Source organism: Rugamonas rivuli, from assembly GCF_009380165.1.
Lineage (GTDB): Bacteria > Pseudomonadota > Gammaproteobacteria > Burkholderiales > Burkholderiaceae_D > Rugamonas > Rugamonas rivuli.
Genome location: NZ_WHUF01000007.1, coordinates 15,650 through 41,029, shown reverse-complemented (window position 1 = coordinate 41,029; position 25,380 = coordinate 15,650). Strand labels below are relative to the sequence as shown.

Below are 25,380 nucleotides of genomic sequence, written 5' to 3'. Positions count from 1 at the left end.
CGCCGGACGTTCTGTCCGGCGTTTTTATTTCACCGGTAGTACATTTCGTCTGGCCGCCGGCCGGAGTGGGAGTAGTCCGTCCGTAACTTTTATCGACATAGAGGATGACATACATGCATATCAAGAAAATCTCGCTGGCGCTGGCCGGCATTGCGCTGACCGCCTGCGGTGCCAACGAGCACGACGCGACGGAAGATTTGAACGTGTTGCCGACGTATCTGGGCACCATCAGCAGCAAGAGCTACGACGGCGTCACCGATGACCTGCTGACCGCCGGCCTGGGCGCTACCGGCCTGGCCGCCGTCGCCGCGCCAGCTTACACCGATCCCACCAATCCTACCGCCGCCGAGCTGCGCCGCAACGCGATCTACGCCAACTACCGCGCCGTGCTCGACATCGCCACCAACAGCGGCTACGGCACGCTGTACGGCCCGAATGTGGACGCCAAGGGCGTGGCCGGGTCAGGGCAGGGCATGATAGGAGGCACCGAGTACATCGCCTACTCGGACGATGGCAGCGGCAACCAGAACGTCACCTTGATGGTGCAGATCCCGACCGGTTTCGACATCAACAATCCCTGCATCGTCACCGGCACGTCGAGCGGCTCGCGCGGCATCTATGGCGCCATCGGCAGCGCCGGCGAATGGGGCTTGAAGAACAACTGCGCCGTGGCCTACGCCGACAAGGGCAGCGGCACCGGCCTCTACACCTTCGACGACGACAGCGTGAACCTGCAGAACGGCGTGCGTGCCACCCGTACCGCGGCCGCGAAAAACGCCATCTTCGCGCCGGCGCTGAGCGATGCCGACCGCGCCGCCTTCGCCGCCGCATCACCCGGCCGCGTCGCCTTCAAGCACGCCCACTCGCAGCAGAACCCGGAAAAAGACTGGGGCAAGTACACCTTGCAGTCGCTGGAATTCGCCTTCTACGTGCTCAACGAAAAGTACGGCGTGCTGGCCAAGGACAACAAAAGCCACATCGTGCGCCTGACGCCGAAGAACACGGTGACGATCGCCTCCAGCATCTCCAACGGTGCCGGCTCGGCCCTGCTGGCGGCGGAGCAGGACGCCAAGGGCCTGATCGGCGGCGTGGCGGCCACCGAGCCGCAGGTGCAGCCCAAGGCCGCCACCGGCTACACGGTGCGCCAGGGCGGCGTCAACGCGACGGGGCAGGGCAAGGCGCTGTTCGATTACTCGACCTATGCGGCGCTGTACCAGCCCTGCATCGCCTCGACCGCCGCCGCGCCGGGACGTTGCACCGCGCTGGCCGCCAAGGGCTTGTTGACCGGCACCGACTTGCCGTCGCAGCAGGCCGACGCCAAGGCCCGTCTGAAGGCCTACGGCTGGCTGGTCGATTCCGACATCCTGCAGGCGGCCCACGCCGGCACCAACATCCTGGTGGCGGTAACGTACGCCAACGCCTACGGCAAGTTCTCCGTGACGGACAATGTGTGCGGATTCTCGTTCGCCCCGACCGATGCGACAGGTGCGCCACTGGCCTTCACTGCCGCGCAAAAAGCCAGCAGCTTCGCCACGCAGAGCGGCATCGTCGGCAGCGTGGTGTACGAGAATTCGGTGGGCGGCGCCAAGGCGTATAACTTTGGCGTGTCGCCGAGCAGCAGCCTGGCGGACCAGTCGCTGGACGGCTTCCTGTGCCTGCGTTCGCTGGCGACCGGCGTCGATCCGGTCACCGGCGGTGCCTTGAGCGCGACGCTGGCGGCGCAGAGCGCGCGCGTGAAAGTGGGCATGGCGGAAGTGGCGGCCACCGGCAATCTGCGCGGCAAGCCGGCCATCATCGTGCAAGGGCGCAGCGATACGCTGATCCCGGTGAACTTTGCCTCGCGCTCGTATGTGGGCTTGAACGCGTCGGTGGAAGGGGCGGCCAGCAAGTTGCGCTACATCGAAGTGACCAACGCCAATCACTTCGATTCCTTCACCAACGCCCTGCCGGCGAACATCGTGCCGCTGCACGTCTACCTGTTCCGCGCGCTCGATGCGATGCTGGCCAATCTGCGCAACTCGTCGGCGGCGCTGCCGACGTCGCAGGTGGTGCGGACGGTGCCGCGTGTCGACAACACCTCGCTGATCACCGTCGCCAACGTGCCGCCGATCTCGGCCACGCCTGGCGCCAACGCCATCTCGGTCAGCGGCACCACGGTCGACGTGCCGAACTAAGGTCTACAACGCTGCCGCGTAGATCGCCCTCGCATCGTCGCGCGTGACGGTGCGGGGATTATTCCCCAACAAACGGGTCTGGAGCATGGCGTCATCCGCCAGCCGGTCCAGATCCGTTTCCCTGATTCCCACCTGCTGCAAGGTCCGCTCTATCCCCGTGATGATGGCTATTTGTTGCATCGCAACAACCAACGCCTCCGCCCTCGCCTCGGCGCTGCCGCTGGCCAGCGGCACGACGATCTCCGCCAACTCGGCATACAGCGGCGCCGCCTCCGGCGCATTGAAGCGCAGCACATGGGGCAAGACCAGCGAGTTCGACAGCCCATGCGGCACGTGGAAGATGCCGCCTATCGGATACGCCAGCGCATGCACGGCCGCCACCGGCGCATTGGAAAACGCCTGCCCCGCCAGCATCGCGCCGAGCAGCATGGCTTGCCGCGCCGCCAGGCCGCGGCCGTTTTCGCAGGCGCGTATCACGTTGGCGGACAGCAGACTCAACGCCTTGCGCGCAAAGATATCGGACAGCGGATTCTTTTTGTGTCGGCTGGTGTAGGCCTCGATGGCGTGCACCATCGCGTCGATGCCGGTGGCGGCCGTCACCATGGGCGGCAGGCCGATGGTTAGTTCGGCGTCCAGCAATGCCAGATCGGCATAGAGTTGCGGCGCGACCACGCCCATTTTTGTGGTAGCGCCGGTGGTGACGATGGCCACGTTGGTCACTTCTGAACCGGTGCCGGCGGTGGTCGGAATCTGCACCAGCGGCAGCCGTCCACCCTTCACATTGCCGATGCCGTAGATCGCAGACAGCGGCTGGTCGCTGCCGGCCAGCACGGCGATCAGCTTGGCGACGTCCATCGAGCTGCCGCCGCCCAGGCCGATGACGATGTCGGTCCGATGCGCGCGGGCGGCATCCACTGCATCCAGTACCACCTGTTCCGGCGGGTCCGCCACCACCTGCGAGTAGACCTCGACCGCAAGTCCGGCGGCGCGCAGGCTGGCGGCCGGAGCATCGACCAGGCCGGTTTTCAGGAAGCCGGGATCGGTGACGAGCAGGGCGCGCGTGGCCGCCGGGAAGCGCTGGGCGATATGTTCACCGAGCCGGCCGGCCGCGCCCAACTCGGAAACGATGTGGGCGACGGTGCTGAAAGCAAACGCAGGGAAGTCTTGCATGGCGATTCCAGGTGGTGGATTTCACGTGAAGCTTACCTCATGCGGCTGCCTTGCGCATGCGCCTGGCTATGCAGGATGCGCATCAGCCGCATCTAATTTCTTCCGTACAATGTAGCCTTTGCATGTGGAAGGATGGCAGGGCGATGGTCGATTATCTGGTGTTGGGAGTGGCGGCGTTTGGCGCGGGACTGGTGGACGCGGTAGTAGGGGGCGGGGGACTGATACAGTTGCCGGCGATGTTCTCGGTGTTCCCCAACATGGCGCCGGCCACGCTGATCGGCACCAACAAGCTGGCCAGCATCTTCGGCACCAGCGTAGCGGCGGTCAGCTACGCGCGCCGGGTCGCCATCGCCTGGTCGGTCGCGACGCCGGCCGCGCTGGCCGCCCTGGTCTTTGCCTTCCTCGGCGCCTACACCGTCACCAAGGTTTCGGCCGAGTTCATGCGCCTGCTGCTGCCGCTGGTGCTGGTGGCGGTGGCCGTCTACACCTTCGCCAAGAAAGACTTCGGCAGCGTGCACGCGCCCATCCACTCCGGCGCCAAAGAGCAGACGCTGGCGCTGGTGATCGGCGCCGGCATCGGATTCTACGACGGCTTCTTCGGCCCGGGCACCGGCAGCTTCCTGGTGTTCCTGTTCGTACGCATCTTCGGCTTCGACTTCCTCGGCGCCTCGGCCGTGGCCAAGGTCGTCAACGTGGCCTGCAACTTTGCCGCGCTGATCTGGTTCGGCTACAGCGGCCACCTGATCTGGCAGCTTGGCGCGACGATGGCCGTGTGCCAGATCGCCGGTTCGCTGATCGGTTCGCGCATGGCGATGAAGCACGGCAGCGGATTCGTCCGCAAACTATTCCTGGTCGTGGTGACGATACTGATCATAAAAACTGGCTACGATGCATGGTTGCGTTGGTGACACTGTTTCACGTGGAACAAAAAGAGGGCGCTTATTGGGACGGATAAGCGCCCTTTTTCAATGTTTCACGTGGAACAATTTGGGGATATTTTTTTGCTTAAAAAAGTCGCAGCAGCAAAAAGACTCTATAATCTGACCTTGATCCCTTCGCTTTAACCAATTCCAACATGCTATTTCCTACAAATTTCGACGTCATCGTTGTCGGCGGTGGTCACGCCGGTACCGAGGCGGCCCTCGCTTCCGCGCGCATGGGACAGAAGACTTTGCTGCTCACGCATAACATTGAGACGCTGGGCCAGATGTCGTGCAACCCATCCATCGGCGGTATCGGCAAAGGCCATCTGGTCAAGGAAGTCGACGCCATGGGCGGTGCCATGGCCATCGCCACCGATGAGTCGGGCATCCAGTTCCGTATCCTGAATTCGTCCAAAGGCCCTGCCGTGCGCGCTACCCGCGCCCAGGCCGACCGCATCCTGTACAAGCAAGCCATCCGCTCGCGCCTGGAGAACCAGCCGAACCTGTGGCTGTTCCAGCAAGCCGTCGACGACCTGATGGTGGAGGGCGACCGCGTGGTCGGCGCCGTCACCCAGATCGGCCTGAAGTTCCTGGCGCCGGCCGTGGTGCTGACCGCCGGCACTTTCCTCGACGGTAAGATCCACGTCGGCCTTCAGAACTACTCGGCCGGCCGCGCCGGCGATCCGCCGGCCATCTCGCTGTCGGCCCGCCTGAAGGAATTGAAGCTGCCGCAAGGCCGTCTGAAGACCGGCACGCCGCCGCGCATCGACGGCCGCAGCATCGATTTCTCGCTGATGACCGAGCAGCCTGGCGACCTCGATCCGGTGCCGGTGTTCTCGGTGATGGGCAATGCGTCCATGCATCCTGAGCAAATGCCGTGCTGGGTCACGCACACCAACAGCCAGACCCACGACATCATCCGCGCCGGCTTGGACCGCAGCCCGATGTACACCGGCGTCATCGAAGGTGTCGGCCCGCGCTATTGCCCGTCGATCGAAGACAAGATCCACCGCTTCTCGGCCAAGGAATCGCACCAGATTTTCCTGGAACCGGAAGGCCTGACGACCAACGAATTCTATCCAAACGGTATCTCCACCAGCCTGCCGTTCGACGTGCAGATCAACCTGGTGCGCTCGATGAAGGGCATGGAAAACGCCCACATCCTGCGTCCCGGCTACGCCATCGAATACGATTATTTCGACCCGCGCGGCCTCAAGGCATCGCTGGAAACCAAGGCCATTAACGGCCTGTACTTCGCCGGCCAGATCAACGGCACCACCGGTTACGAAGAGGCGGCGGCGCAGGGCATGCTGGCCGGTATCAACGCCGCGCTGCAAACCCAGGGCCGCGAGTCCTGGACGCCGGCCCGTTCCGAAGCCTATCTGGGTGTGATGGTCGACGACCTGGTCACGCAAGGCGTGATGGAACCGTACCGCATGTTCACCAGCCGCGCCGAGTATCGCCTGAGCCTGCGCGAAGACAATGCCGACATGCGCCTGACCGAAATCGGCCGCAAGCTGGGCGTGGTCGGCGATGCGCAGTGGGAAGCCTTCGAAACCAAACGCGAATCCGTGGCGCGCGAACTGGAGCGTCTGCGCTCCACGTGGGTCAATCCACGCATCCTGGAAGCGGCCGAATCCGAGCGCGTTATCGGCCAGGCGATCGAGCGCGAGTACTCGCTGGCCAACCTGCTGGCCCGTCCCGGCGTCGAGTACGACAAGCTGATGAGCCTGTCCGGCATCGATGGCCGCGACCTCGCCGGCCCCGGCGTAGCCGATGAAGCGGTGCGCGAACAGGTGGAAATCCAGCTCAAATATTCGGGCTATATCGACCGCCAGACCAAGGAAGTCGAGCGCCACGAGCACTACGAAAACCTGAAATTGCCGGAAGGTTTCAGCTATCTGGACATCACCGCGCTGTCGGTGGAAGTGCGCCAGAAGCTGCACGCGCAGCGTCCGGAAACGCTGGGCCAGGCATCGCGCATTTCCGGCGTGACCCCGGCGGCGATCTCGCTGCTGCTGGTGCACCTGAAGAAGGCCGGTTTCGGCGGTTTTTTGAATCAAAAAGATGAGGCTGTTCAATGAAGGTGTTTGACCGTGTAGCAATTGCGGATGTTTTAAAACAAGGCATCAACAGTCTGAAGCTGGACCTGAACGACAACCAGGTAGAGAAATTGCTGGACTACCTGGCGCTGCTGAACAAGTGGAACTCGGTGTACAACCTGACCTCGGTGCGCGATCCGATGCAGATGGTCACCTTGCATGTGCTCGATTCGCTGGCGGCGGTGCCTGCCTTCGCCGGCGCGCAGAATGTGCTGGACGTGGGAGCAGGGGGCGGACTGCCGGGCATGGTGCTGGCGATCAGCCGCCCGGACATGAAAGTGTCGATGATCGACACGGTGCATAAGAAGACCGCCTTCCTCAACCAGGTGAAGGCGGAGCTGGAACTGGTCAACGTGACGGTGTACACCAAGCGCGTGGAGCAGCTGGAAGTGAAGACCAAGTTCGACGTCATCACCTCGCGGGCTTTCGCGGACCTGTCCGACTTCGTCAACTGGTCGGGGCACCTGCTGCAAGAGGGCGGGCGATTCATAGCCCTGAAAGGAACGGCGCCGGCAGAGGAGCGAGAGCGGCTGCCAGAGCCATGGAAAGTGCAGAAACTGGAACCTTTAGAAGTGCCGGGGCTGGACGCGGAGCGCCACCTGGTATTCATCCAAGCCGAAACTAAGTAAATGATTTATACGATATTAATCGTTTATAAGGTTTATACAGTTTATTCTGTATAAACAGTATAAATCGTTTATATCGTTTTAATAGTATAAATAATTAAGAAGCACAACACAAAGAAATACATGGCGAAAATTTTTTGCGTAGCGAATCAAAAGGGTGGCGTAGGGAAAACCACCACGACGGTAAACCTGGCCGCCGGATTGGCAAAGCTGGACCAGCGGGTATTGCTGGTCGACCTGGACCCGCAGGGCAACGCCACGATGGGCGCGGGCATCAACAAGGCAGGACTGCCTGCGTCGACCTATGAGGTGATGCTGGGCGAATCCGACGTGGCCACCGCGCGCCAGCGTTCGGAGCCCGGCCAGTTCGACGTGCTGCCCTCCAACCGCGAGCTGGCCGGCGCCGAGGTCGAGATGGTCGCGCTGGACAACCGCGAGCGCCGCCTGAAGGATGCGCTCGCCCTGGTCGACAAGGAGTACGACTTCATCCTGATCGACTGCCCGCCGGCGCTGTCGATGTTGACGCTGAACGGCCTGTGCGCCGCGCACGGCGTCATCATCCCTATGCAGTGCGAGTACTACGCGCTGGAAGGTCTGTCCGACCTGGTCAACACCATCAAGAAGGTGCACGCCAACCTGAACCCGGACCTGAAGATCATCGGCCTGCTGCGCGTGATGTTCGATCCGCGCATGACGCTGTCGCAGCAAGTGTCGGCCCAGCTGGAGCAGCACTTCGGCGACAAGGTTTTCAAAACCATCATCCCCCGCAACGTACGCCTGGCCGAAGCGCCGTCCTACGGCCTGCCGGGCGTTACCTTCGATCCATCCTCCAAGGGTGCGCAGGCGTATATCGCCTTCGGCGCCGAGATGGTCAAGCGCATCAAGAAAATGTAAGGCAATCACATGGCAACCAAAAAACTCAAAGGCCTTGGTCGCGGCCTGGAAGCGCTGCTCGGCGGCGACGGCGACATCACCACCCCGGACGCGAACACGCCGTCCGAACTGCCGGTCACGCAAATGCAGGCTGGCAAGTATCAGCCGCGTACCCGCATGGACGAGGGCGGTCTGCAGGAACTGGCCGCATCGATCAAGACCCAGGGCATCATGCAGCCCATCCTGGTACGTCCGGTCGGCACGGATAAACTGACCGGCGCGATCAAGTACGAGATCATCGCCGGCGAGCGCCGTTTCCGCGCGGCGCAGCTGGCCGGCCTGGAAGTGCTGCCGGTGCTGGTGCGCGATGTCGACGACCAGGCCGCCGCCGCGATGGCGCTGATCGAGAACATGCAGCGCGAGGATCTGAATCCGCTGGAAGAGGCACAGGGCATCCATCGCCTGATCACCGATTTCAGTTTCACGCACGAGCAGGCGGCCACGGCTGTCGGCCGTTCGCGCAGCGCGGTGTCCAACCTGCTGCGTTTGATGAACCTGGCCAATCCGGTGCAGACCATGCTGATGGCCGGCGATATCGACATGGGCCATGCCCGCGCCTTGTTGTCGGTCGATGCGGCCACGCAGATCAACCTGGCGAATATGGTTGTCGCCAAACGGTTATCGGTGCGTGAAACTGAAAAGTTGGTGGCAAAAACGCTGGAAGATCAAAAAGCCTCGCCGACCGAAGCGCGCCAGAAGGAAAAGTCCGGCGACATCGTGCGCCTGGAAGAAGAGCTGTCGGACAAACTGGCCACGCCGGTGGTGTTCAAGATGGGCACCAAGGGACGCGGCCAGATGATCATCGACTTTGCCGACCTCGACATCCTCGACGGCGTGCTCGCCCGCCTGCGCGCTTAAACTTGTTGAAGTTGCAGTAGAGACAATAAAAAACGAAAACGCTTAACTGGTTCCAACTTGGTGCAACCGGCTTGGAAATGTTTATAAAAGCGTCTCTTTCGTGCACCAATTGCTCTGCTGCGGTGCAGCAATGTTTGACGTGATACAGTAAAGACACATATAATCCCGTGTCTTTGGGTTTTATCGGCTTTTTGGGAGCTCGCCAGATGAATGATTCGACGAGTATTTCCAAGCCGGTGTATAAAGTCGTCGCCCTCCAGTTAGCCATCGCAACTGGATTCGCCTTGCTCGCCTGGAACTTGGGTGGAGTACTCAAAGCTTGGTCGGCCGCCTATGGCGGAGCAATCGCAGTCATCGGGAGTCTGATGTACGCGATGATTGTTGCGGGCGGAACAAATGACGCCAAAAAAGCTTTCCGGTCGCATGTGCGCGCCGAAGTAGTGAAAATATTTATCACGGTAGTGCTGTTTGTTTTGGCACTGGCGCTGTTTCAGTCGGCCTCTTGGTTATGGCTGATCTTGGGTTTCGCGGTGGCAACCTTAGCTTATTGGTTTTCACTGCTCGCAATTTAATCATCAAAATCTAATACTTTTATGACCACAGAAAACGCTGTAGGGGCACACGAAGCGCCCACCTCCATTGAGTATATTCAGCATCACCTGTCGCACCTGAAGTCTGCGGACGGCGCATTTAACCTGGACACGTTCTGGGTTTCGGCCGTTCTGGGCATGATTTTCCTCGGTGTGTTCTACATGGCATCGCGCCGCGCGACCGCCGGTGTACCGGGCAAGCTGCAAAACTTCGTCGAAGCCGTCATGGAGCTGGTCAACGAAGTCGTCAATTCCGCATTCCACGCCAAGAGCAAGGTTATCGCGCCGCTGGCCATCACGATCTTCTGCTGGGTTTGGCTGATGAACGCGATGGACTTCCTGCCGGTCGATCTGCTGCCTAAGCTGCTTGGCTACGTTGGCGTTCACAAGCTGCGCGTCGTGCCGACCGCGGACGTCAATCACACTTTCGGCATGTCGTTCGGCGTCATGCTGTGCATTATTGGTTTCTCGATCAAAGCCAAAGGTCTCGGCGGCTGGGGTAAAGAGTTGCTGACCGCTCCGTTCCACGCCCACGGCTTCATGGCCGTCGTGCTGGCCCCGGTCAACTTCATCTTCCAGATGATCGAGTTGCTGGCTAAGCCACTGTCGCTGTCGCTGCGACTCTTCGGCAATATGTACGCCGGTGAGCTGCTGTTCATTCTGATCGCTCTGCTGCCATGGTGGGCGCAGTGGCTGCTGGGTGGTCCTTGGGTTATCTTCCACATCCTGGTGGTGACCCTGCAAGCGTTTGTGTTTATGGCGTTGACTGTCGTGTACCTGAGCCTCGCGGTTGAGAAGCACTAAGCAACTTAGTTTTAACTTTTTTAGTATCTGTAGTCTTTTTTAAAATCTTAGGAGAAATTCAATGCAAGCTCTGATCGCACAAGTACAAAGCATGACCGTTCTGGCCGCAGCAATCATCATCGGTCTGGCCGCTATCGGCACCGCACTCGGTTTCGCAATTCTGGGCGGCAAATTCCTGGAAGCTTCGGCACGTCAACCAGAACTGATGCCACAACTGCAAACCAAACTGTTCGTTATCGCTGGTCTGCTGGATGCGATCTCGATGATCGGCGTCGGCGTTGCTCTGCTGTACACCTTCAGCAACCCATTCCTGGCAGCAGTTCTGGCAGCACATTAATTCGCTCCCTTCTAGGAGAAACTTTTAGTTAGGAGCAAAGGTATGGACATCAATATGTCTCTCATCGGTCAGATGATCACCTTCGCGGTGTTGGTCTGGGTTTCGATGAAGTTCGTATTTCCTTCGCTGAATGCAGCGTTGGATGAGCGTGCCAAGCGTATCGCTGACGGTCTGGCTGCGGCCGACCAAGGCCAGCAAGCGATGGTAGTTGCTGAGAAGCGCGCCAGCGAAGCGCTGGCCGGTGCACGCGAAGAAGCTTCGCAACGCGTTGCCGACGCTGAAAAGCGCGCGCAACTGGTGGCGGAAGAAATCAAAGCACATGCACAAGCTGAAGCCGACCGCATCATTGCGCAAGCTAAAGCCGACGCCGATCAGCAACTGGCCAAGGCGCGCGAAGCGCTGCGCGCTCAGGTGGCTGACCTGGCTGTGAAGGGCGCCGAGCAAATCCTCAAGCGCGAAGTCAACGCTTCGGCTCACGCCGATCTGTTGTCGCGCCTGTCTGTCGAGCTGTAATCATGGCAGAAAACGCAACCGTCGCCCGTCCCTACGCGGAAGCTTTGTTCCGCGTAGCCCAAGCAGGTAAGGAATCGTTCAACCTCGCGGCGTGGTCCGAACTGGTGGCCGAACTGGCCCAGATCGGTGCCCACCCCGAGGTGCAAGCATTCGCCCGCAACCCGAAAGCTTCGGCTAGCGATGTGAGCGCCGCCATTACGGCACTGGTGAAGTCGCCGTTGAACACGGAAGCGAAAAACTTCCTGGCGATGCTGGTCGAAAACGGCCGCATCAGTCTGCTGCCGGAAATCGGCGCGCAATTCCAGGCGTTGAAAAACGCCCAGGAAGGTGCGGCAGACGCCGACATCACCAGCGCATTCGACCTGAGCTCGGCTCAAGTGAGCGAGCTGGTCGCCACGCTGGAAAAGAAATTCAGCCGCAAGCTGAACCCGGTTGTTACCGTGGACCCAGCGTTGATCGGTGGCGTGCGCGTGGTCGTTGGCGATGAAGTGCTGGACACTTCGGTCCGCGCCAAGCTGCAGCAAATGCGTGTCGCACTGGTCGCATAAGCGTCGCTTAGAACAGATTCTTCATCTCGCGCAAGCTGAGAGAAACACTTTTAGGAGTTAGTATGCAACTCAACCCATCTGAAATCAGCGAGCTGATCAAGAGCCGTATCGAAGGCCTTGATGGCGGCGCTGAAGTACGCAACCAAGGCACGGTTATCTCCGTCGCCGACGGTATCGTCCGCATCCACGGCCTGTCCGAAGTGATGCAGGGCGAAATGCTGGAATTCCCTGGTAACACCTTTGGCCTGGCCATGAATCTGGAGCGCGACTCCGTCGGCGCCGTGATTCTGGGTGCTTACGAGCACATCTCCGAAGGCGACACGGTCAAGTGCACCGGCCGCATTCTGGAAGTGCCGGTCGGTCCTGAACTGCGTGGCCGTGTGGTCAACGCCCTGGGCCAGCCTATCGACGGCAAAGGCGCCATCGACGCCAAGCTGACCTCGCCAATCGAAAAGATCGCTCCAGGCGTTATCGCCCGTGAGTCCGTCTCGCAGCCTATGCAGACCGGTCTGAAATCGATCGACGCGATGGTACCAATTGGCCGTGGCCAGCGCGAGCTGATCATTGGCGACCGTCAAACCGGTAAGTCCGCCGTAGCGGTTGATGCGATCATCAACCAAAAAGGCCAGGGCATGACCTGCATCTACGTGGCTATCGGTCAGAAAGCCTCGACGATCAAGAACATCGTGCGTTCGCTGGAACAGCACGGCGCGCTGGAGTACACCATTGTTGTTGCCGCATCGGCCGCCGAATCGGCAGCGATGCAGTACATCTCGGCTTACTCGGGTTGCACCATGGGCGAGTACTTCCGCGACCGCGGCGAAGACGCGCTGATCGTGTACGATGACCTGTCCAAGCAAGCTGTAGCCTACCGTCAGATCTCCCTGCTGCTGCGCCGCCCACCAGGCCGCGAAGCATACCCGGGCGACGTGTTCTACCTCCACTCCCGTCTGCTGGAACGCGCAGCACGCGTCAACGCCGACTACGTCGAAGCCTTCACCGGCGGCGCAGTCAAAGGCAAGACCGGCTCGCTGACCGCACTGCCGATCATTGAAACCCAGGCTGGCGACGTTTCGGCCTTCGTTCCAACCAACGTGATTTCGATTACCGACGGTCAGATCTTCCTGGAAACCTCGCTGTTCAACTCGGGCATCCGTCCTGCGATTAACGCGGGTATCTCGGTATCGCGCGTTGGTGGCGCCGCTCAGACCAAGGTCATCAAAAACCTGTCCGGCGGTATCCGTACCGACTTGGCGCAGTATCGTGAACTGGCTGCGTTCGCGCAGTTCGCTTCCGACCTGGACGAATCGACCCGCAAGCAGCTGGACCGCGGTGCACGCGTGACCGAACTGCTGAAGCAGGCTCAGTACTCGCCACTGTCGATCTCCCTGATGGCTGCCTCGCTGTTCGCAGTGAACAAGGGCTACCTGGATGATGTGCCAGTCAAGAAAGTACTGCCATTCGAAGCCGGTCTGCATGCATACCTGAAGACCAAGCAAGCTGCGCTGCTGGCCAAGATTGAAGAAACCAAGCAACTGGACAAAGACGGCGAAGCAACGCTGTCGGCCGCCATTGCGGACTTCAAGAAATCCGGCGCATTTTAAGCGACACGGCGGTCCCTCGGGACCGCCTTCAGCGCAGAAGGAGTAAGGACTCATGGCAGTAGGCAAAGAGATACGTGGCAAGATCAAGAGCGTAGAGAATACGAAGAAGATCACCAAGGCGATGGAAATGGTCGCCGCATCGAAAATGCGCAAAGCGCAGGATCGCATGCGCGCCGCCCGTCCCTACAGTGAAAAGATTCGCAATATCGCCGCCAATCTGGCTACCGCAAATCCGGAATACACCCACCCGTTCCTGGCTGAAGAGCAACAGGACACGGCGAAGGCAGTTGGCTTCGTGATCGTCACCACCGACAAAGGTCTGTGCGGCGGCATGAACACCAACATCCTGCGCATGGTGACGGCGAAAACCCGTGAGCTGGAAACAGCCGGCAACAAGATTGCCGCGGTAGCTATCGGTAACAAAGGTTTGGGGTTTTTGAATCGCGTAGGCATTCCTGTCGTTGCGCAAGTAACGCAGATCGGCGACACGCCGCACCTGGAAAAACTGATCGGACCTGTCAAGGTCATGCTCGAAAAGTTCCAGAACGGTGAAGTCGACGCAGTCTACCTGTGCTACACCAAGTTCATCAACACGATGAAGCAAGAGCCGGTCGTGGAGCAGTTGCTGCCACTGCCAGCCGCGAAGACGCAGGCCGACGCGGGTAATCACAACTGGGATTACATCTACGAGCCGGACGCTGCGACCGTGATTGACGAACTGCTGGAGCGCTATGTAGAAGCGCTGGTGTACCAGTCGGTGGCGGAAAACCTGGCGTCCGAGCAATCGGCGCGTATGGTGGCGATGAAGTCGGCAAGCGACAACGCCGGCAGTGTGATCGGCGAATTGAAGCTGATCTACAACAAGACCCGCCAAGCTGCGATTACCAAAGAACTCTCCGAAATCGTTGCCGGTGCGGCTGCGGTTTAAACGAATTTAACTATATTTGAAGGAACGAACATGGCTGATGGCAAAATCGTTCAGTGTATCGGCGCTGTAGTGGACGTAGAGTTTCCACGCAACGCGATGCCTAAGGTATTTGATGCCTTGAAAATGGAAGGCTCCGAGCTGACCCTGGAAGTACAACAACAGCTGGGCGACGGCGTAGTCCGTACCATTGCTCTGGGTTCGTCCGACGGCCTGCGCCGCGGCATGATGATCCAGAACACCGGCAAGCCGATCATGGTGCCAGTGGGTAAAGCTACCCTGGGTCGCATCATGGACGTGCTGGGCAACCCGATCGACGAATGCGGCCCGGTCGCTCACGACCAGATCGCTTCGATCCACCGCACTCCTCCTGCATACGACGAACTGTCGCCATCGCAGGATCTGCTGGAAACCGGCATCAAGGTGATCGACCTGGTGTGCCCGTTCGCCAAAGGCGGTAAAGTTGGTCTGTTCGGCGGTGCAGGTGTAGGCAAGACCGTGAACATGATGGAACTGATCAACAACATCGCTAAAGCGCACTCGGGTCTGTCCGTGTTCGCCGGTGTTGGTGAGCGTACCCGCGAAGGTAACGACTTCTACCACGAAATGGCTGACGCTAAAGTAGTTGACCTGGAAAACCCGGCCAACTCGAAAGTAGCGATGGTCTACGGTCAGATGAATGAACCACCTGGTAACCGTCTGCGCGTCGCGCTGACCGGTCTGACCATCGCGGAATCGTTCCGTGACGAAGGCAAAGACGTTCTGTTCTTCGTGGATAACATCTACCGCTTCACCCTGGCCGGTACCGAAGTATCCGCACTGCTGGGCCGTATGCCTTCCGCAGTGGGTTACCAGCCTACCCTGGCCGAAGAAATGGGCCGTCTGCAAGAGCGCATCACCTCGACCAAGACCGGTTCGATCACCTCGATCCAGGCCGTCTACGTTCCAGCGGATGACTTGACCGACCCATCGCCAGCGACCACCTTCGGTCACCTGGATTCGACCGTCGTTCTGTCGCGTGACATCGCCTCGCTGGGTATCTACCCTGCGGTGGACCCACTGGATTCGACCTCGCGTCAGCTGGATCCGCTGGTCGTCGGCCAAGAGCACTACGACACCGCGCGCGCTGTTCAGGGCACCCTGCAGCGCTACAAAGAACTGCGTGACATTATCGCGATTCTGGGTATGGACGAACTGGCGCCGGAAGACAAACTGCTGGTGGCCCGTGCACGTAAGATGCAGCGTTTCCTGTCGCAGCCGTTCCACGTTGCTGAAGTGTTTACCGGTTCGCCAGGTAAATACGTTTCGCTGAAAGACACGATCAAGGGCTTCAAAATGATCGCTTCCGGCGAACTCGATCACCTGCCAGAACAAGCGTTCTACATGGTCGGCACGATCGACGAAGCTATCGAAAAAGCCAAGAAGCTCAACTAATCGTTGAGTTTCGATCGCGGCCCTGTGCAAACGGGGCCGCATCACACCGACAGGACACACATGGCAAACACTATTCACGTTGACGTGGTTTCCGCCGAGGAGTTGATCTACTCGGGCGAAGCCGAATTCGTCGCGTTGCCGGGCGAGCAGGGCGAGCTGGGGATCTACCCCAAGCACACGCCGCTGATCACCCGCATCCGTCCGGGCGCGGTGCGCATCCAGGTACCAGGTCAAGCCGAGGAAGAATTTGTCTTCGTCGCGGGCGGCCTGCTGGAAGTGCAGCCGGGCGCCGTGACGGTGCTGGCGGATACCGCGATTCGCGGCAAGGATCTGGACGAAGCCAAAGCGGCAGCGGCCAAGAAACGTGCCGAAGAAGCGCTGGCGAACAACACCTCCGGTATCGACTACGCGAAAGCGCAAGCCGAACTGGCAGCGGCCATCGGCCAGCTGGCGGCGATCGCCAAACTGCGCGCGAAGCACTAAGAAACGCACAGCATCACAGCAAAAAGGCAGCTTCGGCTGCCTTTTTTATTGGCGCGAACATGAAAACAGCAACCGTCGTCGGGTGGTATATCAAAGCCGAGATCGTCTGCGTGGCGGCGGTGGCGCTGCTGGTGGCGTATCTTGGATGGATGATGTTTTCATCGCCGTTTTCCCATGCGGACTTCGACCAGCGCGCCTGGGCCCTCATCACCCCCGCCACCGACAACAGCTGTGCGCGCGGCGCGATGGTCGACAGCCTGCTGAAAAAACACGTCCAGATCGGCATGCAGAAGGACCAACTCGTCGCGCTGCTCGGCAAGCCGGATTATGACCGTGGCGGCGCAGCCTCTTACGAACTGGGCTTTTGCCAGACCTTCGTCGATCCGGATACCCTGGATTTTTACTTTGACAGCCAAGGCGTTCTCACCAGGCACGCGATTACCAATCACTAGGCCGGTTGTGCCAGCTATTTCAGCATGGCTTCGTCATTGCGAGCTTTCGCTGCGAGCAGGGCATCGGGGTTGTCGAGTGCGATGGCCAGCAAGGTGCGGGCAGCGCCTTCGGGCTGTCGATGGCCTTGTTCCCAATCTTCAAGCGTGCGGACTGAGATGCCCAACAGCTCTGCGAATTCTGTTGGAGTCAAACCGGTTTTTTTCGCGCGGCGATAGTTGGTGAGTAGACCACCCTTCCCAAACCGGCCTGTATGTCCTTTGCTGCCTGTTTTAACTCTGAATATAAATCGCGAGTCGCCTCGAACGCTTCCAACTCTTCATCGCTTAGAGGTAGTGATTTTTTCATAGTCATGACGCAATTCCTCCAACTGGGCGGACGTCAAATTGGCAGTCGTCGCCTTGGCATAGATCGTCAGCAAAACGATCTGCCCTGCAGCGGTACGCTTGAAATAAATAACACGAACGCCGCCCGATTTCCCCTTGCCCATACCGGTCCAACGCACCTACAAAGTATAGTCGATTTGATTTGTCGCATTTGACGGCCCTGTTCCAAAGTGCCAGATGCGCAGATAAGTTGTGACAGCGGGCACAGCAGTGCAAGATTGATCGCTCTACAATTGGCGGCTACTTCTTGAAGAGCGCCAGATGAACCGAGCACTGCTGACCATCCTTTCCACCGTTGTCCTGAGCGCCGTCGGCATCGGGCTGACGATGCCCATCATTCCACAGCTGATGCGCGACGTTGGCCATACAGCCGAACTGGGCTGGCGCTTCGGCGCCTTCACCGGCCTGTATGCGCTGATGCAGTTCATCTTCTCGCCGGTGCTCGGCGTGCTGAGCGATCGCATCGGCCGGCGGCCGGTGCTGCTGCTGTCGTTGGCGGGCGCTGTGGTCGATTATCTGTTCATGGCGATGGCGCCGTCGCTGACCTTGCTGTTCGTCGGCCGCGCGATTGCCGGCATCAGCGGCGCCAGCATCGCCGTCACCTACGCCTACATCGCCGACGTCACGCCGGAAGACCAGCGCTCGCGCCGCTACGGCCAGTTGGGCGCCTGCTTCGGCATCGGCTTCATCATCGGACCGGTGATCGGCGGCCTGCTGGGCGCGTGGTGGGTGAGGGCGCCGTTCCTCGCTGCCGCGGCGATGAACGCCGTCAACCTGATCCTGACCTTGCTGCTGGTGCGCGAATCGCATACCGAGCGTTCGGCCTCCGCGTCGGACATGTCGTTCAATCCGCTGGCCAACTTGCGCTGGGCGGCCGGCTTCAAGTCCTTGCTGCCGATGATCTTCGCCTCGGGCATGCTGGTGTTGATCGGCGAGATAGGCGGCACGGTCTGGGTGCTGTACAGCGAAGACAAGTTCGCATGGGATACGCTGACCATCGGCATTTCGCTGGCGGGCTTCGGCGCGTTTCACGCGCTGGCGCAGGCCTTCGTGGTCGGCCCGGTTTCCGAGCGCTGGGGCGAACGCCGGGCGCTGATGGTGGGCGTCACGGCCGATACCTGTGCGTATGTGCTGATCGCGTTGGCCAACCAGGGGTGGATGTTGTTCGCGTTGATGCCCTTGTTCTGCATCGGCGGCATAGGCGCACCGGCCTTGCAGGCGATCATGTCCGGCAGCGTGGGGCCGGACCAGCAAGGCAAGCTGCAGGGCGTGCTGGCCAGCGCCGCCAGCCTGGCGACGGTGATCGGCCCGGTGGCGATCAGCACGATCTACTTCATGTCGCGCGGCAGCTTCCCCGGCCTGGTGTGGCTGATCGGCGCCGGCCTGTACGTGCTGTGCCTGCCGCTGTTGCTGCGCAAGCCTGCCGTGCCGTCGGCCTCAATGTAGCCGACGGCGGTAGCGGTTTCGCTTAGCGCTTGCCGAGCTTGTCCTTCGAGCGGGCCACGGCGGCGCGTTGCATCACTTTCCATTTGGCGACTTGGGCGATGCGGTCCAGCGGTGTCTGCTGGCTGCGGCGTGCTTCGCGCATCAGCTTGTGGTAGTTCAGCAGACGATCGTCATCGACCGCGCCGCGCACCGCGCAACCGGGTTCGCCGGCGTGGTGGCAGTCGCGGAACTGGCATTGCGCCGCCAGCGCGTCGATGTCTTCGAAGGCGGCCGTCAGGCTGGCTTCGTCGGCATCCGGCTGCCAGCTGCGCAGGCCCGGCGTATCGATGATGCAGGCGCCGTCCGCGCACAGATGCAGCGAACGGGACGTGGTCGTGTGACGGCCGCGTCCATCGCCCTTGCGCACGCCGCCGGTTTGCTGGCCCGCTTGCGTCAGCGTGTTGGTCAGCGTGGATTTGCCGGCGCCCGAAGACCCCAGCAGCACCAGCGTCTGCCCGACGCCCAGCCACGGCGCCAGTTGCGCCGCCGCGTCGCCGCTCAGCGTGTTGACCGCCAGCAGCGGGATGGTGGCCGGCAGGCGCTGCCGCAGCAGCTCCATGCGCTGCTCGACGTCGTCGCCGATGTCGGCCTTGCTCATCACCACCACAGGCTCCACGCCCGCCGTCTTGACGATGGCGAGGTAGCGCTCCAGGCGGCGCGGGTTGAAGTCGTGATCCAGTCCCATCACCAGCAGCGCCGTGTCGACATTGCTGACCAGGCTGTGATGCCGGCCGTCGTTGCCGCGCCGGGCGATGTGGGTGGTGGGCGGCAGCAGCGTGCTGAGCCAGCGTTCGTCGTGCGCCAACGTGGTGCTGAGCATCCAGTCGCCGACGGCCAGCGCTTCGTCGTGCAGCGCCGGCAGCGCGCGCGCGCGGAACTCGGCCTGGCCGTCGTGGACGGTGAGCCAGTCGCGCTGGATTTCGGTGATGCGCACCAGGCTGGCGTTGGCCGGTGCGTCGTGCAGTTGGTAGAGCTGGCTGGCGATGGTTTGCGTTAGGCCGATAAGGCGCAGCGATTCAAAATCGATGTCGATCATGGTGTATGTGTTTCCTGATTCCGGTAAGACGAGCAGTACCCTTCGCGAATATGCGAACAGGTGGCGAATACGGGAAGTCAGCTGCGCGAGAACGCGCGGATCAACACACTACGGAGGGGATTCCGACGTAATCAGGCAGCCGACAGGAGGGCAGTATCTACTTGGCGCATTTTATGGTCTCCTGTGGTTGGGGTAAGGCGCACAGTGTCTCATTGGACGATGGCGCCGTCAATCGTGCTTACACTTATTGATTTTGGTTAGCGATAGCGACCAATGCTTCAGGATGGTGGAGGGCAATGGCGATCAGAGTGCGTACCGCGCCGACCGGCGGATTCCGGTCCTGCTCCCAACTTTCCAGGGTGGTGACGGAAATGCCGAACAAGGCTGCGAACTGCTCGGGTGTGAGTCCCGTGTTTTTGCGCGCAGCGATCAAGGGAGAATAGACCACCCGCCCAAGCCCAGCTTTCATTTGCTCGCCGGCTTGCAGTAGCTCGGCAGCCAAGTCGCGCTTAGCCTCAAATGCCTCTAGCTCTTCATCGCTGAGAGGCAGCTTACTATTCGTAGACACGGCGAATTTCCTTTAGCGTAGCGCTAGAGAAGGGCCAACGGCTTTGGAACAGCGGCGTTTCGATGACGGTGTACATGAAACGACTGTACCTTCAGGAAGTATAGTCGATTTGGCGTAGCGTTAAATGGATGCTGCTCTTCGTATGCCCGTTGCTCTGATATTCTTACCGATGTATGGAACCGTCGATGACGGTGACGACGCGCCCGCCTATCCAGGGCTCGCCGTCGAGGTAGCTGACGGTGACGCGGCCGTCGCGGCCCAGCGCCGTGCCCTGGCGTACGGTGTAGTCCGGACCGCTGGCCAGCAGCCGGGCGATGCAGGCGTTGGCGCTGCCGGTGACAGGGTCTTCGATCATCACGCCGTTTTCCACGCACACCGCGCGCACCTCGTAGTCCGCCGGGGCGCCGGACGGATGCGGGCCGTAGACCGCAACGCCGTCGCTGCCGGCGCGCTGCATCAGCTCGGCGATCGCCGCCGCGCTGAACGACGCAGCCATGCAAGCGGCTGCCGTATCGAGTCGCACCACCAGCCAGCGTATGCCGATATTCACCACGACCGGAGGCTGGCTTTCGGTCAGCGTAGCGGTGCCGAGCGCGGTCCGCAGCAGCGGCATCAGGCCGGCATCCAGCGCGGCGAGCGTGGCCGGCGGCGCGTGGAACGCCAGGCCGCCGTCATCGGCAATACGCACCGGCACCAGGCCGACGCCGCATTCCTGCACCAGCATGCCGGGCGTCTTGGGCCGCAGTCCCGACTGCAACAGCGCGTGGGCCGTGCCCAGCGTCGGATGGCCGGCGAACAGAAACTCTTCCGACGTCGTGAAGATGCGCACGCGGTAATCGGCGGCCGGATCGGTGGCCGGCAGCACAAAGGTGGTCTCGGACAAATTGGTCCAGCGGGCAATGGCTTGCATCTGCTGGCCGCTGAGTCCTTCCGCGTCGAGGATCACCGCCAGCGGGTTGCCCATGAACGGCGCTGTGGTGAAGACATCGACCTGCTTGAAACGACGGTTCATGCCTGCTCCTTGCAACTGCGGCGGTAATCGGCGGGCGGCTTGCCGACCAGTTTTTCAAAATCGGTGGTGAAGTGCGCCTGGTCGTAGTAGCCCAGCGCCTGCGCCAGCGTGGCCAGGTCGATCTCGGCTCCGTGCGACAGCTGATCGGCCGCGTCCAGCAGGCGGTTGCGGCGTATCACCCATTTCGGCGTGGCGCCCACGTATTCCTTGAACAGAATCTGCAACCGCCGCACGCTGATGCCCGTGTGCGTGGCCAACTGCTGTACCTGCGTGATGTCCGGCTGCCGCTGGATCGCTTCCAGTATCCCGGCGATGCGCGCGGTTTGCGGATCGGGAGCGGGCAGGGCGCGGCGCAGGATGGCGCTGGCGGCCGCCACCATGCCGGCGTCGTCGTCCGCAGTCAGCACGCTGCGCTCGGCTTCGGCATCGTCGCAATCGAACAGCGACGACAGCGCCAATTCGCGATCCGTCGCCGACTGCACCGGCTGCTTCAGGAAGCTGCGGAACGCACCCGGCAGGAAGCGCACGCCGAGAATACGGCCGCTGCCTTTCAGCGTATATTCGAAAGCGCCCGTCATCACGCCGAACACCGCCGTGCGGCCGGTGTCGAACACCATGTGGATGCAGGGCGAGGGCAGGGTGCGCTGCACATGCGTCACGCCGTCCGGCAATTGCCAGGCCACCAGCCAGAAGTGCTCGATGAAAGGCGCCAGGTCGGGCTCGGGCAGGTAGCGTTCCAGCCGGAAGATTTTTTCCGCCGCGGCGGGATTGACCACGCCCTTGGGCCGGCTGGTGACGGTTTGCATAGCTGTTCGCGTTTTTACAAGACCATCATCATAGCAAGAGTTATCGTGGCGTTTCTTCACCCCCAACAGGAGACACAACATGGCACCACAGCTGACTTTGTACCACTGCCCGTATTCCCGCTCCACCGGCGTCCTGACCTTGCTGGAAGAGCTGCATGCGCCCTACGACCTGCATGTGATGAACATGAAGAAGGGCGAGAACCGCGCGGCCGCCTACCTGGCCGTCAATCCGATGGGCAAGGTGCCGGCGGTGCGCCACGGCGACGCCGTCATCACCGAGCAGGTGGCGATCTACCTCTACCTGGCCGACCTGTTCCCCGACGCCAAGCTGGCGCCGCCGCTGGGCGATCCGCTGCGCGGCCCTTACCTGCGCTGGATGGCGTTCTACGGCAGCTGCTTCGAGCCGGCCATCGTCGACAAGTGGATGAAGAACACGCCGGCCGATAAAACCTCCTGCCACTACGGCGACTTCGACACCATGTTCAACACGCTGATCGAACAGCTGTCCAAAGGCCCGTACCTGCTGGGCGAGCAGTTCAGCGCGCTGGACGTGTTGTGGGCGTCCGCGATGGGCTGGATGGGCGCCTACGAGCTGCTGCCCAAGCTGCCCGTGATCGAGCAGTACGTGGCCCGCGTCATGAGCCGCCCCTCGTTCGCCGCCGCCAACACCAAGGACGGCGAGCTGGCCGCCGCCCAGGCCGCTGCCGCCTAGCGCTTCTCTTCCATCACGGCCAGCAGATGGCCGTCCGGGTCGCGGAAAAAGCCCATCCACAACTCGTGGTCGGGCATTTTCGCGACCAGGTGCGGCGCCGCTTCGAACGCCACGCCTTTCGCCTGCAGCGCCGCCGCCACCGCCTCGATCTGCTCGACCTTGAAATAGTGGCACACGCCGGTGCCGGCCTGCACCGGCGCCTTGCCCGAACCTTCCAGCATCAGGCGCACGCCGCCGCAATCGAAAAACACCAGCTCGCCGTAGCGGAACAGCTTGGGCAGTCCCAGGCTGTCGCCGTAGAACTGCTCCGAACGGTCGGCATTGGAAACGGGGAGGGCGATCTGCCCGATGCGGGAAAGCGTCATTTTTCGTTCCTTTGATAATTGCACATTGTCATCTTCTGTTTCCTGAGTGATAATTTGACGGACATGAAGTCCATCAGGGGAAACACATGAAGAGAATACTCGCTTTGTCTGCTATGTTGGCGTTGACCGGCTGCGCATCGGTGCTGAGCGGGAAGACTCAGCCGGTCTCCGTCACGACGGTGTTGGACAGCAAGGAAGTCGCCGGCTTCGGCTGCACCCTGAGCAACGACGCCGGCAACTGGTCGCTGACCAGCCCGGCAAGTGTCATCATCCACAAGAGCACGGCCGACCTGGCGATCAACTGCAAGCAGGATGCCTACGTCGGCAACACCACGGCCGTATCCAAGGCCAACGGCGCGGTATGGGGCAATATCCTGGTGGGAGGCGGTATCGGCTACATCGTCGACCGCAGCACCGGGGCCGGCTTCGACTACCCGCAGAACATCGTCGTAACGGTGCGCCAGCTGGCCGCGCCCGCCATCACTTCCAGCGTGGTGCTGGAAGACGTGCCGCTCAAGCTGATGTCGCCCAGCCAGAGCGCCGCCAGGGTCAACTGATCGCGGGAGGCACCCGCCTTACCGTGTTGATCTGGCTGGACGTCGGCTGCAAGGCCGTTTCAATGATGGTGAGCGCTAACTCCGGCCGCGCGCTGCCGCACATGAAAAGGTCGGCGGCGGCAAAGCCGCATTCCGGCCAGGTGTGGATCGTGATGTGCGATTCCGCCAGCAGCACCACCCCGGTCACACCCTGACCTTCCCCAAAACCGTGAAAATGACTGAACAGCACGCGCGCGCCCGCGGCCTCGGCGGCCGAGCGCAGCAGTGCTTCCAGTTCAGCGCAATTGCCCAATTTTTCGGCAGCGATGCCGCCCAGGTCGGCCAGCAGATGGGTGCCGGCCGGCTGGTGCACCAGCCCGGACGCCGCCGCCTGAGGTAGCGTTTCGCGTTTCACTTGTGGCCTCCGCCGCCGGAGCCGCCGCCGTAGCTGCCGCCGCCACCGCCGGTGTTCGAGCTCCAGGTGCTGCCCCGGTAGCCGCTGCTGTAGTTGTTGCTGCCGCTGGTGGCGCGCATCCAGCTGCTGCCCGACGTGACGATGGAAACGATGACCGCGTAGATGAAGTATTTGCTCATGACTTGTCCTCGTTATCCATAAACCAGGCGGGCAGGTAGATGGCCGCCGCACCGATCAGGCTGAGGAACCAGGTGCCGGAAAAATTCATCAGCAGCGGAATCGCGTTAATCGCCAGCATGAACCAGATGATGTATTTGGCGGTATTGCGGTAGCGGCGCTTGTCATTGCCGCCCTTGGGCGCCGCCGCGCCCACCCGGCCCTTGAACTGCTTGCCGAACCAGGCCTTGAGCTGGTCGGCCGATACCGGCGAGGAGCGCGACCACGTCATTTCCTGCTCCGACGTTTCGGACGCCAGCCGTATCTGGCCGGCGCTGAACTCCTCCACACGCGTGCGGTCGCCCGCCGCCACCCGCCAGTTGAAGGCGCCGGCGGCGAACGTCACCACCGAGCCGTAGTCGTACAGGCGGTTATATTGGACCTTATCCACAGTCACCCGATCCGAACCGGGGGCGTACCACAGCGGCCACTCGGCCATCACGTTGGAGCCGGACCAGCCCTCGTCGGTCTCCACCAGCCACGAGAAGCCGGCGCGGGTGCCGTACATCAGGTACTCGCTCCACTCCGTTCCCTCGTCGTCGGCGCGGCGCATCATGCCGATGATGGTGAAATCCTGGTTGTTGATCTTGGCGGTCGCGCCCAGTTCCAGCGAGGATTCGTAGCGCGTCACCCGTTCGCCGGCGGCCAGCACTTCGGCCTTCGGGCTGGCGGCGTCGATCTGCGCCTGGCAGGCCGGGCACACCAGCGTCGCCGTCACGCCGGGGATGTACTTGATGCCGCTGCCGCACGACGGGCAGTCGAGCGCATCGACCTTGCCGCGATAACGGCCGGCCGCGCGCTGGATGGTGTCGTCGTCGCGCAGCAGCTGGCATTGCATGCCCTCCAGCGTGACGGCCAGGCCGGTGTAGACCACGGGCCGTGGTCCGTCCGAATAATCGAGCGTGATGAATTCGCCGGCGCGGCGGAAGTCCGCGACCTTGGCCTGGTAGCCTTCGCCCACCTTGAACGGCAGCTCGCCCTGGCCGCCTATGCAATCGGCGGTGCGGATTTCGGCGGCCGTGTACGGCGCGCCGTTGATGGCGTAGTTGCGGCCGGGCTGCAGCTGTTCGAAGGCCGGCATGTCGCCTTCGCCCTTGTACTGCGCCGTGATGGTGTACATGCCGGACGAATCGCCCAGCCACGAGGTGACGCCGTCGTCGAACAGCAGATACCATTCGTTCCACATGCCGGCCGCATAGCGCAGCTGGATGCGGCCGACCACCGTGAACGGGCGCTTGCCCAGCACGCCGGTGGTGCCGATCTGGATCGGCGAATAGTCCTCCAGCACGGACGACATCTTGCCCAGGTCTTTGACCGAGTCCGCGTCTTTGAGCACGCTGGTGCTGCAGTATTCGCAGACCGCCATAAC

General features: G+C 61.6%; 29 protein-coding genes and 1 pseudogene. 19 read left to right on the top strand and 11 right to left on the bottom strand.

All coding sequences use genetic code 11. The features are described from left to right. Window positions 1-113 precede the first annotated feature (113 nt). Entirely contained in the window at window positions 114-2,174 is a 2,061-nt protein-coding gene (locus GEV01_RS23930; RefSeq protein ID WP_152807978.1) for a 3-hydroxybutyrate oligomer hydrolase family protein, read from the top strand. A gap of 3 nt (window positions 2,175-2,177) precedes the next feature. On the opposite strand, the gene GEV01_RS23925 is transcribed toward GEV01_RS23930, so the two are convergent. Next, window positions 2,178-3,344 carry an iron-containing alcohol dehydrogenase gene (locus GEV01_RS23925; RefSeq protein ID WP_152807977.1) on the bottom strand — a complete coding sequence of 389 codons (1,167 nt, stop codon included), beginning with the start codon at window positions 3,342-3,344 and terminating at the stop codon, window positions 2,178-2,180. Window positions 3,345-3,487: 143 nt separating this feature from the next. Between GEV01_RS23925 and GEV01_RS23920 the strand changes: the two genes are divergently transcribed. From GEV01_RS23920 to GEV01_RS23850, 15 genes are all read left to right on the top strand, one after another. After that, window positions 3,488-4,252: a sulfite exporter TauE/SafE family protein gene (locus GEV01_RS23920; RefSeq protein ID WP_152807976.1), complete on the top strand. Its 765-nt coding sequence runs from the start codon at window positions 3,488-3,490 to the stop codon at window positions 4,250-4,252. Between the two features lie 167 nt (window positions 4,253-4,419). Further along, the gene (gene mnmG / locus GEV01_RS23915; RefSeq protein WP_152807975.1) at window positions 4,420-6,351 is read left to right on the top strand and encodes a tRNA uridine-5-carboxymethylaminomethyl(34) synthesis enzyme MnmG; all 1,932 of its coding nucleotides are present in this window, start codon (window positions 4,420-4,422) and stop codon (window positions 6,349-6,351) included. Continuing rightward, entirely contained in the window at window positions 6,348-6,998 is a 651-nt protein-coding gene (rsmG, locus tag GEV01_RS23910; protein ID WP_152807974.1) for a 16S rRNA (guanine(527)-N(7))-methyltransferase RsmG, read from the top strand. The genes mnmG and rsmG overlap by 4 nt, the downstream gene beginning before the upstream one ends. Before the next feature lie 120 nt (window positions 6,999-7,118). Next, window positions 7,119-7,889 carry a ParA family protein gene (locus GEV01_RS23905; RefSeq protein WP_008443425.1) on the top strand — a complete coding sequence of 257 codons (771 nt, stop codon included), beginning with the start codon at window positions 7,119-7,121 and terminating at the stop codon, window positions 7,887-7,889. A 9-nt stretch (window positions 7,890-7,898) separates the two neighbouring features. Further along, window positions 7,899-8,786 (top strand): ParB/RepB/Spo0J family partition protein, encoded by an 888-nt coding sequence (locus GEV01_RS23900; protein WP_008443426.1) that lies wholly within the window; start codon window positions 7,899-7,901, stop codon window positions 8,784-8,786. 206 nt (window positions 8,787-8,992) lie between these two features. Continuing rightward, window positions 8,993-9,358, top strand: coding sequence for an ATP synthase subunit I (locus GEV01_RS23895; RefSeq protein ID WP_070268109.1), 366 nt, complete (start codon window positions 8,993-8,995; stop codon window positions 9,356-9,358). A 21-nt stretch (window positions 9,359-9,379) separates the two neighbouring features. Further along, window positions 9,380-10,180, top strand: a complete 801-nt coding sequence (atpB, locus tag GEV01_RS23890; RefSeq protein ID WP_152807973.1) for a F0F1 ATP synthase subunit A — start codon at window positions 9,380-9,382, stop codon at window positions 10,178-10,180. A 61-nt stretch (window positions 10,181-10,241) separates the two neighbouring features. Next, complete coding sequence (gene atpE, locus GEV01_RS23885) at window positions 10,242-10,517, top strand: F0F1 ATP synthase subunit C (protein WP_008443432.1); 276 nt, start codon at window positions 10,242-10,244, stop codon at window positions 10,515-10,517. Window positions 10,518-10,559: 42 nt separating this feature from the next. Next, the gene (locus tag GEV01_RS23880) at window positions 10,560-11,030 is read left to right on the top strand and encodes a F0F1 ATP synthase subunit B (protein ID WP_008443434.1); all 471 of its coding nucleotides are present in this window, start codon (window positions 10,560-10,562) and stop codon (window positions 11,028-11,030) included. A 2-nt stretch (window positions 11,031-11,032) separates the two neighbouring features. Beyond that, entirely contained in the window at window positions 11,033-11,578 is a 546-nt protein-coding gene (locus GEV01_RS23875) for a F0F1 ATP synthase subunit delta (RefSeq protein ID WP_008443436.1), read from the top strand. Between the two features lie 62 nt (window positions 11,579-11,640). After that, a complete protein-coding gene (gene atpA, locus GEV01_RS23870; protein WP_152807972.1) occupies window positions 11,641-13,182 on the top strand; it encodes a F0F1 ATP synthase subunit alpha in 1,542 nt (513 codons plus the stop codon). Window positions 13,183-13,234: 52 nt separating this feature from the next. Then, complete coding sequence (gene atpG, locus GEV01_RS23865; protein ID WP_008443438.1) at window positions 13,235-14,110, top strand: F0F1 ATP synthase subunit gamma; 876 nt, start codon at window positions 13,235-13,237, stop codon at window positions 14,108-14,110. Between the two features lie 30 nt (window positions 14,111-14,140). Further along, a complete protein-coding gene (gene atpD / locus GEV01_RS23860) occupies window positions 14,141-15,541 on the top strand; it encodes a F0F1 ATP synthase subunit beta (protein ID WP_152807971.1) in 1,401 nt (466 codons plus the stop codon). 60 nt (window positions 15,542-15,601) lie between these two features. Then, window positions 15,602-16,024: a F0F1 ATP synthase subunit epsilon gene (locus GEV01_RS23855; RefSeq protein WP_008443442.1), complete on the top strand. Its 423-nt coding sequence runs from the start codon at window positions 15,602-15,604 to the stop codon at window positions 16,022-16,024. A gap of 59 nt (window positions 16,025-16,083) precedes the next feature. After that, complete coding sequence (locus tag GEV01_RS23850) at window positions 16,084-16,476, top strand: hypothetical protein (RefSeq protein WP_152807970.1); 393 nt, start codon at window positions 16,084-16,086, stop codon at window positions 16,474-16,476. A 14-nt stretch (window positions 16,477-16,490) separates the two neighbouring features. Here GEV01_RS23850 and GEV01_RS30965 read toward each other — a convergent pair whose 3' ends face one another. Both GEV01_RS30965 and GEV01_RS30960 read right to left on the bottom strand, forming a co-directional pair. Then, window positions 16,491-16,667: a helix-turn-helix domain-containing protein gene (locus GEV01_RS30965; protein ID WP_152807969.1), complete on the bottom strand. Its 177-nt coding sequence runs from the start codon at window positions 16,665-16,667 to the stop codon at window positions 16,491-16,493. Further along, window positions 16,664-16,828, bottom strand: a complete 165-nt coding sequence (locus GEV01_RS30960) for a hypothetical protein (protein WP_217428484.1) — start codon at window positions 16,826-16,828, stop codon at window positions 16,664-16,666. The genes GEV01_RS30965 and GEV01_RS30960 overlap by 4 nt, the downstream gene beginning before the upstream one ends. Before the next feature lie 275 nt (window positions 16,829-17,103). Here GEV01_RS30960 and tet point away from each other — a divergent pair. Further along, a pseudogene (gene tet, locus GEV01_RS23840) lies at window positions 17,104-18,306 on the top strand (Tet(A)/Tet(B)/Tet(C) family tetracycline efflux MFS transporter); the annotation flags it as partial. 22 nt (window positions 18,307-18,328) lie between these two features. On the opposite strand, the gene rsgA reads toward tet, so the two are convergent. The 4 genes from rsgA to GEV01_RS23820 all read right to left on the bottom strand — a co-directional run bounded on the left by rsgA (window position 18,329) and on the right by GEV01_RS23820 (window position 21,767). Further along, entirely contained in the window at window positions 18,329-19,381 is a 1,053-nt protein-coding gene (gene rsgA, locus GEV01_RS23835) for a ribosome small subunit-dependent GTPase A (protein WP_152807967.1), read from the bottom strand. Between the two features lie 244 nt (window positions 19,382-19,625). Then, window positions 19,626-19,949, bottom strand: coding sequence for a helix-turn-helix domain-containing protein (locus tag GEV01_RS23830; RefSeq protein WP_328595608.1), 324 nt, complete (start codon window positions 19,947-19,949; stop codon window positions 19,626-19,628). Between the two features lie 163 nt (window positions 19,950-20,112). Then, window positions 20,113-20,961: a PhzF family phenazine biosynthesis protein gene (locus GEV01_RS23825; RefSeq protein WP_152807966.1), complete on the bottom strand. Its 849-nt coding sequence runs from the start codon at window positions 20,959-20,961 to the stop codon at window positions 20,113-20,115. Continuing rightward, on the bottom strand, window positions 20,958-21,767 hold the full coding sequence (locus GEV01_RS23820; protein ID WP_152807965.1) for an AraC family transcriptional regulator: 810 nt from the start codon (window positions 21,765-21,767) through the stop codon (window positions 20,958-20,960). The genes GEV01_RS23825 and GEV01_RS23820 overlap by 4 nt, the downstream gene beginning before the upstream one ends. A gap of 79 nt (window positions 21,768-21,846) precedes the next feature. Here GEV01_RS23820 and GEV01_RS23815 point away from each other — a divergent pair, with 79 nt between their 5' ends. Further along, window positions 21,847-22,479 carry a glutathione S-transferase family protein gene (locus tag GEV01_RS23815; protein WP_152807964.1) on the top strand — a complete coding sequence of 211 codons (633 nt, stop codon included), beginning with the start codon at window positions 21,847-21,849 and terminating at the stop codon, window positions 22,477-22,479. On the opposite strand, the gene GEV01_RS23810 is transcribed toward GEV01_RS23815, so the two are convergent. Then, window positions 22,476-22,844 carry a VOC family protein gene (locus tag GEV01_RS23810; RefSeq protein WP_152807963.1) on the bottom strand — a complete coding sequence of 123 codons (369 nt, stop codon included), beginning with the start codon at window positions 22,842-22,844 and terminating at the stop codon, window positions 22,476-22,478. The genes GEV01_RS23815 and GEV01_RS23810 overlap by 4 nt on opposite strands. Before the next feature lie 86 nt (window positions 22,845-22,930). Between GEV01_RS23810 and GEV01_RS23805 the strand changes: the two genes are divergently transcribed. Then, window positions 22,931-23,401: a hypothetical protein gene (locus GEV01_RS23805; RefSeq protein WP_152807962.1), complete on the top strand. Its 471-nt coding sequence runs from the start codon at window positions 22,931-22,933 to the stop codon at window positions 23,399-23,401. On the opposite strand, the gene speD is transcribed toward GEV01_RS23805, so the two are convergent. The 3 genes from speD to GEV01_RS23790 are packed head-to-tail and all read right to left on the bottom strand — an operon-like array spanning window position 23,394 to window position 25,377. Next, window positions 23,394-23,795 (bottom strand): adenosylmethionine decarboxylase, encoded by a 402-nt coding sequence (speD, locus tag GEV01_RS23800; protein ID WP_328595607.1) that lies wholly within the window; start codon window positions 23,793-23,795, stop codon window positions 23,394-23,396. The two genes, GEV01_RS23805 and speD, sit on opposite strands and share 8 nt — an antisense overlap. Continuing rightward, entirely contained in the window at window positions 23,792-23,974 is a 183-nt protein-coding gene (locus GEV01_RS23795) for a hypothetical protein (RefSeq protein WP_152807961.1), read from the bottom strand. Before GEV01_RS23795 ends, speD begins: the two co-directional genes overlap by 4 nt. After that, window positions 23,971-25,377, bottom strand: coding sequence for a DUF4178 domain-containing protein (locus GEV01_RS23790; RefSeq protein ID WP_235914550.1), 1,407 nt, complete (start codon window positions 25,375-25,377; stop codon window positions 23,971-23,973). Before GEV01_RS23790 ends, GEV01_RS23795 begins: the two co-directional genes overlap by 4 nt. Between the last annotated feature and the right edge of the window lie 3 nt (window positions 25,378-25,380).